At 69.9% G+C, this 11,965-nt stretch carries 11 protein-coding genes; 6 read left to right on the plus strand and 5 right to left on the minus strand.

Annotation, left to right across the window (positions count from 1 at the left end; translation table 11 throughout):
- The 4 genes from AB0N59_RS00005 to AB0N59_RS00020 all read left to right on the plus strand — a co-directional run.
- Positions 1–1,425, plus strand: a 1,425-nt coding sequence (locus AB0N59_RS00005; protein ID WP_363476940.1) for a sigma-70 family RNA polymerase sigma factor, incomplete at its 5' end; no start/stop codon positions are given.
- A gap of 9 nt (positions 1,426–1,434) precedes the next feature.
- A complete protein-coding gene (locus AB0N59_RS00010; protein ID WP_363476943.1) occupies positions 1,435–1,803 on the plus strand; it encodes a YrdB family protein in 369 nt (122 codons plus the stop codon).
- Positions 1,804–1,827: 24 nt separating this feature from the next.
- On the plus strand, positions 1,828–3,189 hold the full coding sequence (locus tag AB0N59_RS00015) for an FAD-linked oxidase C-terminal domain-containing protein (RefSeq protein WP_363476946.1): 1,362 nt from the start codon (positions 1,828–1,830) through the stop codon (positions 3,187–3,189).
- Positions 3,182–3,577, plus strand: coding sequence for an NUDIX domain-containing protein (locus AB0N59_RS00020; protein ID WP_204975871.1), 396 nt, complete (start codon positions 3,182–3,184; stop codon positions 3,575–3,577). The genes AB0N59_RS00015 and AB0N59_RS00020 overlap by 8 nt, the downstream gene beginning before the upstream one ends.
- 31 nt (positions 3,578–3,608) lie before the next feature.
- Here the strand turns inward: AB0N59_RS00020 and AB0N59_RS00025 are convergent, their stop codons facing one another.
- From AB0N59_RS00025 to AB0N59_RS00035, 3 genes are read right to left on the minus strand one after another with little or no spacing between them, the layout of a single operon-like run.
- Positions 3,609–4,388, minus strand: coding sequence for a glucosamine-6-phosphate deaminase (locus AB0N59_RS00025; RefSeq protein WP_363476950.1), 780 nt, complete (start codon positions 4,386–4,388; stop codon positions 3,609–3,611).
- Complete coding sequence (locus tag AB0N59_RS00030) at positions 4,381–5,346, minus strand: ROK family protein (protein ID WP_363476953.1); 966 nt, start codon at positions 5,344–5,346, stop codon at positions 4,381–4,383. The genes AB0N59_RS00025 and AB0N59_RS00030 overlap by 8 nt, the downstream gene beginning before the upstream one ends.
- The gene (locus AB0N59_RS00035; RefSeq protein ID WP_363476956.1) at positions 5,343–6,446 is read right to left on the minus strand and encodes an ROK family transcriptional regulator; all 1,104 of its coding nucleotides are present in this window, start codon (positions 6,444–6,446) and stop codon (positions 5,343–5,345) included. The genes AB0N59_RS00030 and AB0N59_RS00035 overlap by 4 nt, the downstream gene beginning before the upstream one ends.
- Before the next feature lie 252 nt (positions 6,447–6,698).
- Here AB0N59_RS00035 and AB0N59_RS00040 point away from each other — a divergent pair, with 252 nt between their 5' ends.
- A complete protein-coding gene (locus AB0N59_RS00040) occupies positions 6,699–8,168 on the plus strand; it encodes a L,D-transpeptidase family protein (protein WP_363476959.1) in 1,470 nt (489 codons plus the stop codon).
- An 81-nt stretch (positions 8,169–8,249) separates the two neighbouring features.
- Here AB0N59_RS00040 and AB0N59_RS00045 read toward each other — a convergent pair whose 3' ends face one another.
- A complete protein-coding gene (locus AB0N59_RS00045) occupies positions 8,250–10,466 on the minus strand; it encodes an NADP-dependent isocitrate dehydrogenase (RefSeq protein ID WP_363476962.1) in 2,217 nt (738 codons plus the stop codon).
- Between the two features lie 124 nt (positions 10,467–10,590).
- Between AB0N59_RS00045 and AB0N59_RS00050 the strand changes: the two genes are divergently transcribed.
- On the plus strand, positions 10,591–11,049 hold the full coding sequence (locus AB0N59_RS00050; RefSeq protein WP_363476965.1) for a GNAT family N-acetyltransferase: 459 nt from the start codon (positions 10,591–10,593) through the stop codon (positions 11,047–11,049).
- Between the two features lie 142 nt (positions 11,050–11,191).
- On the opposite strand, the gene AB0N59_RS00055 is transcribed toward AB0N59_RS00050, so the two are convergent.
- The gene (locus tag AB0N59_RS00055; RefSeq protein WP_363476968.1) at positions 11,192–11,950 is read right to left on the minus strand and encodes a hypothetical protein; all 759 of its coding nucleotides are present in this window, start codon (positions 11,948–11,950) and stop codon (positions 11,192–11,194) included.
- Positions 11,951–11,965 lie beyond the last annotated feature (15 nt).

Consider the following 11,965-nt stretch of genomic DNA (forward strand, 5'->3'; position numbering starts at 1 on the left):
GAAGCCCTCGACCGCGGACTCACCGCTCAGGCATTCCGCTCCCTGCCCTCCCGCTGGCAGGAAGTGCTCTGGTACTCCGAGATCGAGCAGATGAAACCCGCCGAGATCGCCCCCCTGCTCGGCATGAGCACCGGCGCCGTCTCCCAACTCAGCTTCCGCGCCCGCGAAGGCCTCCGCGAAGCCTGGATCCAAGCACACCTCCGCAACGCCGGCGAAGACTCCGAATGCCACTGGACCATCGAGAACCTCGGCGCGCATTCGCGGGGCAACCTCGGGTCGCGCGCTCAGCAGCGGGTCGACCGCCACCTCGAGTCCTGCGCACGCTGCATGATCGTCGCAGCCGAGGCGCAGGACGTGTCGAATCGTCTCGCCCTGGTGCTGCTTCCCCTCGTGCTCGGCGTCAGCGGCGCAAGCGCCTACCTCGCCTCGCTGCAGACCGGATCGACCCCGGTCGCCGCACTCGCCGCGATGCCGAGCAGCGTCGTCGAGGGCGCCGTCGTCGTCACCGGCACGAGCGGCGCGGCCGTCACCTCCGCAGGCGCGGGTGCACCGGCGGGTGCAGACGCGTCCGCCGGCGCGGCTGCGAGCGCTGGTTCGTCGTCGGGCTCCGTCTCCGGCATCGGCGCTCTCGTCGGTGCCGGATCGGCCGCCCTCATCGTCGCCGGAGTCGTCGCCGCTGCAGCAGTCGTGCCCGCGATGATGTCGGCCACCCCGGCCACCTCGCGCCCCAGCGCCTCCGACCCCGACTCGTCGTCGATCGCATCCGAGGTCGCTCCGGACGATTCGATGAAGGCAGGCGAGCCGGTGATGGTCGAGGTCGACGACGAGCGTCAGACCGCTCCCGCACCGAAGGCTCCCGTGGCCCCCGACACCCCCGTCGATGACGCAGCGGCGGAGGCACCGCGCCCGGCGCTCGCGACTCCGTCTCCCCTGCCGACGGCAGACGAGACGCCGGATCCGTCCGAGTCCCTCTCTCCGGAACCGAGTGAGAGCCCGTCGCCCACGCCGACTCCGACGATCTCTCCGGGTCCTGGCTCCACGACGAGCCCGCCGCCGACCGAGACCCCGAAGCCGACGCCGCCGACGCCGACAGAGACTCCATCCCCCGAACCGAAGCCGACCGGATTCACGGTCTACGCGCCCATCTCCGGCGGCGAGAACCTGTACAGGGTTCCCGTCAGCGGCACCCCCGGGGCCGTAGCCCAGGTGTGGATGCGGGCTGAGGGCCGCCCCGAATCCGAGACGGTCCTCGATGAAGACGGCGACGGCTCGCTGCTGATTCAGCCGAATCAGGCCGAGCTGAGCAAGAACGCCGAGCTCACCTTCCTGCAGCTCGTCGACGGCGTGACCACCGACACGACGCTCATCGATCTGTTCTCGCTGCTCACCGACCTCCCGCCGTTCTCCTCAGTCACGGCGGAATAGACTGGGAGCATGTCCCACACCGTCGCCGAACCGGGCGTGCAGCGTCCCGCCGTCACCCCTCTCGACATCGTCCGCGTGCTCGTGCTGCTCGCAGCCCTGGTCACGCTGGCACTGTGGGGATTCGGCGAGTGGGCCACGCCGTGGAACATCGTGGTCGGCATCGGCGCGCCGCTGCTCACGCTCCTGATCTGGGCGCTGTTCCTCTCACCGCGTCCGGTGCTGCGGCTGCATCCGTTCCTGCGCGCTCTGGTCGAGGTCCTCATCTATGTCGGCGTGACGCTTGCCTGGTGGTCGATCGGCCAGGCCTGGGCCGGCATCGCGTTCGCCGTCGTCGCCGTCGCCTCGGGAGTCATCGCCGGGCGTCGCGCCCTCGGCTGATCCCTCCGGTCGCGAACACCTCTCATGACCGTTCTCGAGCGCCTCGTGCGAGAACTCGGCGACATCGTCGACACCTCGCCACCGGCGCTCGAGGCGGCCCGCGCAGACCGCAGCGGCCATCGGTCCCCCGGCGCTCCCCTCGCGGTCGTGCACGCGCGCTCGGTCGACGATGTGCAGAACGTCATGCGCATCGCCTCGGCGACCGGCACTCCGGTGGTCGCACGCGGCGCGGGCACGGGCCTCGCCGGCGCGGCGAACGCGGGCCCAGGCGAGATCGTGCTGTCGACCGCACGGATGAACCGGGTTCTCGAGGTACGCGCCGATGACCTGCTCGCCGTGGTCGAACCCGGCATCCTGAACGCCGATCTCAACGCCCAGCTCGCCGCTCACGGACTGTGGTGGGCCCCCGACCCCGCCAGCCGCGAGATCTCCACCGTGGGCGGCAACATCGCGACGGGCGCCGGGGGGCTTCTCTGCGCGAAGTACGGCGTGGTGCGCGATGCGGTGCTCGGCGTCGACATCGTGCTCGCCGACGGCCGGATGCTGCGACTCGGCCACCGCACGGTCAAGGGCGTCACCGGCCTGGATCTCACCTCGCTCGTGATCGGCTCGGAGGGCCGACTGGGCATCATCGTGGGCGCGACGCTCAAGCTGCGCCGGCTCGTCGAGGGAGCCGTGTGCACGATCGTCGCGTCGTTCCCGACCGTCCGCGCCGCAGCCGCGGGGTCTGCCGCGGTCACGGCCGCGGGAGTTCAGCCGGCCATCATGGAGCTGATGGATGCCGCATCCCTTGCGGCGGTGCACACGCTGCTGAACCTCCCGGCCCCGACGGCTGGCACTTCCCAGCTGACCGTTCAGACCGACGGACCCGCAGCGCGCGAGGAGGCCGAGCGCATCGCCGCCGTTCTCGAGTCCGCGGGCGGCGCCGTCACTCTGTCGGACGACCCGGTCGAGGGTGAGCGGCTTCTCGCCGTCCGCCGCTCCATGCACCCTGCGATGGCGGCTCTCGGAACGACTCTGATCGAGGACGTCGCTGTGCCGCGCAGCGCGATGGCGGCGATGTTCGATGAGATCGGGCGGATCGAGCGCGAGTTCGGGGTGCGCATCCCGACCGTGGCCCACGCCGGCGACGGCAACCTGCATCCGAACTTCGTCTTCGAAGGCGAGACTGTGCCACCGCACATCTGGGCCGCTGCCGACGAGCTGTTCCGCGCCGCGATCCGACTGGGCGGCACGCTCACCGGCGAGCACGGTGTCGGCCTGCTCAAGAGCCGCTGGCTCGCCGAAGAGCTCGGCGACGACCAGTGGCACATCCAGCAGCAGATCCTGCGGGTATTCGACCCGCAGGGCATCCTGAATCCGGGAAAGGTGTTCCCCGATGCCTGACATCCACGTCAGCGCCGCGGTCATCGTCGATGACCGCGGTCACGCCCTTGTGGTGCGCAAGCACGGCACGACGCGCTTCATGCAGCCAGGCGGCAAGCCGGAGGCGGGCGAGAGCGCAGCCGCGACCCTCATCCGCGAGCTGGAGGAGGAGCTGGCGCTGCGGGTCGACGAGGCCGACCTCACGCCGCTCGGGACCTTCGTGTCGGCCGCGGCGAACGAACCAGACCACCGCGTGGTCGCCGATGCGTTCGCACTGCGGGCGCAGCCGACGGATGTCGTCGTGCAGGCCGAGCTCGCAGAGCTCCGATGGCTGGAGCCGGGCGACTGGACGAGCGTTCCGCTCGCGCCGCTGAGCAGCGAGCACCTGCTGCCGATCGCGTGGGCCTGAGCGCGGCGGTCGGCAGCAGGGTCGCCGTGGGTCAGATGCCCTGCCAGGACGGCTTGTTGTCGTAGCTGTAGCGGTAGTAGTCGGCGAGCGCGAGCTTCGACGCGGCGTCCTCGTCGAGGACGACCGTGACGTGCGGGTGCAGCTGCACCGCCGAGGCGGGCATCATGGCGCTGACGGGCCCCTCGAGCGCGGCGGCGACGGCATCAGCCTTCGCTGCGCCGAAGGCGAGCAGCACCAGGTGACGGGCGCGCAGGATCGTGCCGAGGCCCTGGGTGATGCAGTGCCGCGGAACCTCGTCGAGCGAGTCGAAGAAGCGGGCGTTGTCTTCGCGCGTCTGCTCGGTGAGGGTCTTCAGGCGGGTGGTGGAGGCGAACGACGAGCCCGGCTCGTTGAAGCCGATATGGCCGTCGGTGCCGATGCCCAGCAGCTGCAGGTCGACACCGCCGGCCTCGATGATGTCGCGCTCGTAGTCGTCGCCGGCGTGCCGGATCGTCTCGAGGTCGCCGTTGGGCACGCGGATCAGGTCGGGGTCGAGGCCCAGTGGTTCGATGACCTCGCGGGTGATGACCGAGCGGTAGCTCTCGGGGTGCGAGACGTCGAGTCCGACGTACTCGTCGAGTGCGAAGCCGCGCACGTGCGAGACGTCGTGACCTGCCAGGCGCTCGCGGAGCGCCTCATACACGGGCAGCGGAGTCGATCCCGTGGCGAGACCGAGCACAGGGCTCTTCACATCGTCGATGAGGCGGACGATCTCGTCGGCGACGAGGGCGCCGGCGGCGTCCCTGCTGTCGAGGATCACGACTTCAGCCATGAGCGGGCATCTCCTTCTCGAGGGGGTGGGGACCTGAGATCACAGGGCCCAGCAGCGCAGCGCCGATCGCAGCGACCGGGGATTCGGGCGACAGCAGCTCGATTCTCTCATCGAGACGCAGCGACTGCAGGAACGGCGAATGGGCGGCGTCGTCGCGCAGCCGTCCGCGGATGCCTGCTTCGATCCTCGGCGCGAGGGCGGTGAGCCCTCCGCCGATGACGACGGTCTCGACATCGGCGGAGAGCACGAGCGCGCGGACGGCGGCCGCCGCACCGCGGAACAGGTCGTCGCGCAGGACCATGGCCGACGTGTCGCCGGCGTCGACGGCATCCAGGATGTCTCTGACCGGCAGGTCACCTCCCCTGCCCCACGCCCGCGCGAGCGCACCGCCGCCGCACAGGGTCTCGATGCAGCCGCGCTGACCGCAGCCGCACAGGCGGCCCTGCGGGTCGACGACGAGATGTCCCACCTCACCCGCCGTGCCGCGGGCGCCGCGCCAGATGCGACCGCCGATGATCAGGCCAGCGGCGACCCCGGTGCCGAGGTTGAGATAGGCCATCGTATCCGCGTTCTGGCGCAGGGACGCGGCCCCCAGCGCGGCAGCCTTGACGTCGTTCTCGACGAAGCACGGAATGCCCAGGGCATCCCGGATGTGAGACGCGAGAGCCAGCGACGCGACGCCCAGGTTGACCGCGTGCAGCACGAGGCCGTCCGCGGCGTCGACGAGACCGGGGATGCCGATCCCGACAGAGCGGATGCGGTGGATCGGCACCCCCAGCTGTCCGATCAGCTCGAGCACTGCGGCCACCGTGCCGTCGAGCACCCCGGCGTCTCCCCAGCCGGTGGGCCTGCGGACGCCGGCGAGCGGCGTGCCGTCTTCTGCGAGAGCGATCCCCGCGATCTTCGTGCCGCCGACGTCGAGACCGATGCGCACGCCGCCGTCGAGCACCGGGGTCACGACACGCCCAGCTGCGCCGAGAGCACCATCACCGCTGCTCCTCTGAGGACGATGTCGCGCTGCGCGGTCAGAACGATCTCGACGTCCTCGAAGACGCCGTCCAGCGTTCGCGTGTGCAGCGTCTTCGTGGCCGCTTCGACGAACTCGCCCCCGAGCAGCTCGGGTGCGCCTGCGAGAACGACCTGCGACAGGTCGAGGGCTGCGACGATGGGCGCGATCGCGATGCCGAGGCGCCTGCCGGCCTGGGCGAGGATCTCGCCCCGGCGCGCCGGGTCCGCTTCGATCAGCGCCAGCAGATGCGGAGCATTGACCCATGCCTCGAGGCATCCGCGGTTGCCGCACGCGCAGAGTGGGCCGTCGTCCGTGCCGGTGACGACGTGGCCGATCTCACCGGCGGCGAAGCGGCCGCCGATCACGGCCTGTCCCCCGGCGATGAGACCCGCGCCGACTCCCCGCCCGATGCGCACCAGCATGATGTCGGACCGCGCCGCCCCGAAGGTGTACTCGGCGAGCACGGCGGCGTTCGCGTCGTTGCGGACGAGCACGGGCATGGCGAACTCGTCGTGCAGTCGCTGCTCGAGCGGAAGATCGCTCCAGCTGAGATTGGGGGCGCTGAGCACCGTGCCGTCCGGGCGCACGATGCCCGGGCTGCCGACCCCGATGCCGAGGACCGGGCGATCGGCCGCGGCGATGAGTTCGCGCACGAGCTCGACGACAGCCGCGTACGCCTCATCGGGGTCGGCGTCGACGGGCAGCGAGACGGTGCGGCGGTGTAGCATGTGCCCGTCGAGGTTCAGCACGGCACCCTGGAACGCTGCGGTGCCCGAGAGGTCCACGCCGATGATCTGATGGCCGTCGCGGTCGATGTCGATCACGATCGGCGGCTTGCCGGGGCCGGCGACCTCGCGCACTCCGATCTCGCGCACGATGCCGTCGGCGATGCACTCCGCGACCAGATCGGAGATGGTGACGCGCGTCAGTCCGGTCTCGCGCGACAGGTCGGCGCGACTCATCTCGCCGCGGTGGTACAGGGTCTGCAGCACCAGCGAGCGGTTGTGCGAACGCGCTTGCTCAGGCAGCACCTTGCCCGTCGTGCGCAAGCCCCTCCCCCCGCCGAAAGAGCTGGTCAGAACACTCTGCGCCGTTGCTGCGGTGCGCTGCTCGGTAGGAAGTTCCACATTTGTTAGTACACCTTACGAACTCCGCGAGCGCAAGAGCGGCCCGCGGTCGAAGCACCGCTTTACCGAAACGTTACCCCCGTCACCTCACACCACGGCAGACGTTGCCTCCCTGTTACCCCCTGTCCCGTACCATGAAAAGACACGTCACGCAGCATCTAGGGGGGTGAGTCCGTGACCGACCTGATCTCCGGACCGGGCACTGGCCAGTCGAACGCCGTCCCGGCGGATGACGAGACGTCCGTGCAGCCGCCGATCGACGGTTCCCAGCCGGTCGAATGGGCCCCCATGGAGCCCGCGCCGAAGAAGCGGCGTCTCGGCCTGTGGATCGGCCTGGGCACCGGCGCCCTCGCCATCGCCGCAGCGGGTGCTTCGCTTCTGCTCATCGCCCCCGGAACGACCATCGGAGGCGTACCGGTCGGGTTCATGACCCCCGGCATGGCAGCCGAGGCCGTCAGCTCCCACCTGGCATCCACCGAGGTGCAGCTCACCGGGGCGGGCGACGGCGCCCGTGTCGACGGAGCCGACCTCGGCGCCGGCGTCGACGCGACCCGGCTCGCCGACCAGGCCTTCGCGGATCGGCCGATGTGGAATCTCGGCGCCTGGATGGGCGAGCCCATCGCAGCCGAGGTGACGCTGGACCCCGAGGTCGCCGACAGCGCGCTTCGCGCCGCCGTTCCCGCCAGCTACACCCCGGCGACCGACGCGACGGTCGCGTTCGACGCGGCCGCGAAGAAGTACGCGGCCACGCCGGCCGAACCCGGAGTGGGCATCTCGGTCGACGACCTGACCGCCGAGTTCACCGCAGCCCTCGCCGCGGGCAAGTCCTCGTTCACCTACTCCGGCGACCCCACCGAGGTCGCACCGCTGATCACCGATGAGAAGGCCGCAGCAACGGTCGACAAGCTCAACGGGATGCTGGCCAAGGCCGGCTTCTATGTCGGCGACGAGCGCACCGTGCCGATCGCGCCCGAGGTGGCCGCGTCGTGGATCACCGTCGGTGCGGTCGAGGGCGAGCTCGAGATCACCGCAGACCCGGCGAAGATCCAGGCCGTTGTCGACACCCTGCCCGCCAAGGTCGATCGCGAGGTCGTCAACGCCCGCAACATCGTCGACTCCGACGGCAAGGTGCTCAAGGCGATCACAGAGGGCAAGGAGGGCCGGGTGCTGGGCGACACGTCGAGCACCGCGTCCGACTTCGCCGAGAAGCTCGGCGGCGGCGACTCCGCCTTCGCGCTGCCGGTGACCTCGACGCCGTTCGAGTCGACCAACCTGTTCCGCCGGGTCGAGGTCGACCTCAGCGAGCAGCGCACCTACCTCTACGAGAACGAGAAGCTCGTGAAGTCGTGGTCGATCTCGTCGGGCAAGGGCGCCACGCCCACCGACAAGGGCCGCTTCCGCGTGTACGCGCAGCTGCGCTCGCAGAACATGGGTCGCGAAGACACCACGGTCAAGCCGTTCTACTACACGCCGAACGTGCCCTACGTCACCTACTACAACGGCGACGAGGCCCTGCACGGCACGTACTGGCACTCCAACTTCGGCACTCCCATGAGCCACGGCTGCGTGAACATGCCCATCGACGCCGCGAAGTTCGTGTGGGAGTGGACCACCAAGGGCACCGAGGTCTGGGTGCACGACTGATCTGCGGGCGACTGCAGATCGCAGGCGCCGAGACAAGAAAGAGGCCGGATGCTCAGCATCCGGCCTCTTCTGCTTCTCAGCTCACAGCGCGTCGATCACGCCGTTCAGCGTCGCCGACGGACGCATCGCGGCATCGACCTTCTCGGTGTCGGGGCGGTAGTAGCCGCCGATGTCGATGGGCTGACCCTGCACGGCGTTCAGCTCGTCGACGATCTTCTGCTCGTTGGCCGCCAGCGTCTCGGCGATCGGCGCGAAGGCGGCGGCGAGCTCGGCGTCCTTCGTCTGCTTCGCGAGCTCCTGAGCCCAGTACAGGCCGAGGTAGAAGTGGCTGCCGCGGTTGTCGATCGTGCCCAGCGCGCGACCCGGCGAGCGGTCCTCTTCGAGGAAGGTTCCGGTCGCGGCATCCAGCGTCTCGGCGAGAACGCGTGCCTTCTCGTTGCCCGTGCGGTCGGCGAAGTGCTCGAGCGAGGCGGCGAGCGCGAAGAACTCGCCCAGCGAGTCCCAGCGCAGGTAGTTCTCGCTGACCAGCTGCTGCACGTGCTTCGGAGCCGAGCCGCCCGCACCGGTCTCGAACAGACCACCGCCGGCGAGCAGCGGCACGATGCTGAGCATCTTGGCGCTCGTGCCGACCTCGAGGATCGGGAACAGGTCGGTGAGGTAGTCGCGCAGCACGTTGCCCGTGACCGAGATGGTGTCGAGGCCGTGACGCATGCGTGCGAGCGTGTAGCGCGTCGCCTCCTCAGGGGCGAGGATCGTGATCGTCAGGCCCTTCGTGTCGAGGGTGGCGAGGCCCTGGTGCACCTTGGCGATGATCTGCGCGTCGTGCGAGCGGTTCGCGTCGAGCCAGAACACGGCGGGAGCGCCGGTCGCGCGGGCGCGGGTGACCGCGAGCTTGACCCAGTCCATGACGGGGATGTGCTTGGTCTGCGTGGCGCGCCAGATGTCGCCGGTGCCGACCGTGTGCTCGATGAGCACGGTTCCCTCGCTGTCGAGCACCTGCACGATGCCGTCCGACGCGATCTCGAAGGTCTTGTCGTGGCTGCCGTACTCCTCTGCCGCCTGAGCCATCAGGCCGACGTTCGGCACGGTGCCGATGGTGGCGGGGTCGAGCGGACCGTTGGCGATCACGTCGTCGAGCACCGCCTGGTAGACGCTGGCGTACGACGAGTCGGGGATCACCGCGATGGTGTCGGCCTCGCCGCCGTCCTTGCCCCACAGCTTGCCCCCGTTGCGCACGAGCGCGGGCATCGAGGCGTCGACGATCACGTCGCTGGGCACGTGCAGGTTGGTGATCCCCTTGTCGGAGTTGACGTACGACAGGCGGGGACCGCTGTCGATCGCCTTGTCGAACGCGGCCGCGATCTCGTCGCCGCCTGCGACCTCGGACAGCCCGGCGAGGATCGAGCCGAGTCCGTCGTTGGCGCTCAGTCCGGCCTCGGCGAGCCTGTCGCCGTACTGGGCGAAGACGTCTGCGAAGAAGGCCTTCACGACGTGTCCGAAGATGATCGGGTCGCTGACCTTCATCATGGTCGCCTTGAGGTGCACCGAGTAGAGCACGTCGTCGGCCTTGGCCTGCTCGAGGGTCTCGGCGAGGAAGGCGTCGAGTTCCTTCGCGGAGAGGAAGGTGGCGTCGATGATCTCGCGCGGCAGGACCTTGAGACCCTCCTTGAGCACCGTGATGGTGCCGTCGGCGGCCACGTGCTGGAAGCTCAGCACGTCGTCGTGAGCTGCCACCCATGAGCGCTCGTTGCTCTTGAAGTCGTCGTGGCCCATGGTGGCGACGCGGGTCTTCGAGCCCTCGGCGAAGGGCTTGTTGCGGTGCGGGTGCTTCTTGGCGTAGTTCTTCACCGCGAGCGGGGCGCGACGGTCGCTGTTGCCCTCGCGGAGCACCGGGTTGACGGCCGAGCCCTTGATCCTGTCGTAGCGGGCGCGCACGTCCTTCTCGTCGAGCGACTGCGGCTCGTCGGGATAGTCGGGGACGTCGAAGCCCTTCTCCTGCAGCTCGGCGATGGCGGCCTTGAGCTGCGGGATGGATGCCGAGATGTTCGGCAGCTTGATGATGTTCGCCTCGGGCAGCGTGGCGAGCCCGCCGAGTTCGGCGAGCGCGTCGCCGACCTGCTGCTCGGGGCTGAGCTTCTGCGGGAAGGCCGCGAGGATGCGACCCGCCAGCGAGATGTCGCGGGTCTCCACCTCGATGCCCGCCTGGCCGGTGTAGGCCTTGATGATCGGCAGGAAGGAAGCGGTGGCCAGAGCCGGCGCCTCGTCTGTGTAGGTGTAGATGATGGCGTCGTCGGTCACCGGGATCTCCGTTCGCGAGGGCAAGATTTATCTCGATACCAAGATACCCGAGTCTCTCCGGCGGGCCCCGCCGGTTCACGTCGTCTTAATACACGGAGCGCCGACGACGCGCTAGCCTGGGGGCATGTCGGAACTGCGCGTGGAAGAACTCTCCGCTGCGACGATCGTCGCAGTGAACAATCTGTCGCTGCGTCCCGGACAGGAGCAGTTCCTCGCTCCTGTGTCGTACGGCATCGCCGCGACAGTCGTGAACCCGCAGACGTCGTGGCAGCGGGTCGTGCTCGACGGCGACGAGGTGGTCGGCTTCGTGAGCGCGAGCTTCGACGCCGACACACCCGAAGAGCACTTCCGCAGCGTGCTGTGGCGGATCAACGTCGACGCCGACGACCAGCGGCGCGGCGTCGGCCGATTCGCCGTGGAGGCTCTGATCGACGAGGCGCGCTCGCGCGGCGTCGATCACGTGAACGTGATCTACGAGGCCGGCGAGGGCGGCCCCGAGGCGTTCTTCCGCCGTGTCGGCTTCGAACCGGTCGACGAGACCGAGTACGGCGAGGTCGTCGCCCAGATCCGCGTCACGGATTGAACCGGCGGCGGGGTCTCGAATCCCCTCCCCCATCGAGACCTCGTCGCCGCTCCTCTGAGAGCGCTCCCGCCCGCCGTGCGTCGAGGCCGGGATTCCGTCGGCCTGGAGATCCTTCAGAACTGCTGAGGTCCTTCGGCGGCGACTAGGGACGACGCTTGCGCGTCCAGGCGATGACCGAGTCGGACGTGCGGATCGCGAAGGTCCGAGCCGCGTCCCACAGGGCATCCGGCAGCTCGGGGTGCACCTGCTCGCCGCGTGCCGCTCGCTCCGCCACGTCGAACGTGCGCTCCAGATCGTCGACGGCGGCGCGGTAGGCGGCGAACTCCTCCGCCGTCACCCTGGTCTCCGGCCGCGGTCGAGCGTCGCGTGCCCGCTCGAGCGCCGCGAGGAAGGCGGCGGTCGCGGGCTGACGCCCGTCGCTCATTCCGGGGAACGCGATCGCCCGTGCGGCGTCGGTCTCGTACTCCATCCACCGCGCGAGCAGGGCATCATGCCGCGCGCGGAGGCGCTCCAGCGGAAGCATCCCGCCGGCTGTCATCGCCGACCGCTCGGTCGAGACCCGCACTCGACTCACCTTGACGCGGGCGACAGCGGCACGAGACGCGAGCTGCGCCTCGCGCAGCGCACGGCGCGCGGATGCCAGCGCCGCGGCGTCTGCGCGGGCCGCGGCCCTCTCGGCGGCCACCCTCGCGGCGTCGGCCCGCGCGACCCGGGCCGCATCCGCGGCGGCGCGGGCGTCGAGCTGCGCCCGGCGCAGCTCGAATCGCGCCGCGTCATAGCCCAGTCTTCTGCCGTTCACCGTCCCCCGCCTTCGCACGATCGCATAACCGGTGGCTCCTGCTCCGGCCGCCGCAGGTGCGACCCACCACAGCTCGGCGGCCAGGAGCAGGATCGGTTCCACCTCTTCAACCTAATC

Source organism: Microbacterium sp. NPDC089321 (assembly GCF_040684935.1).
Lineage (GTDB): Bacteria > Actinomycetota > Actinomycetes > Actinomycetales > Microbacteriaceae > Microbacterium.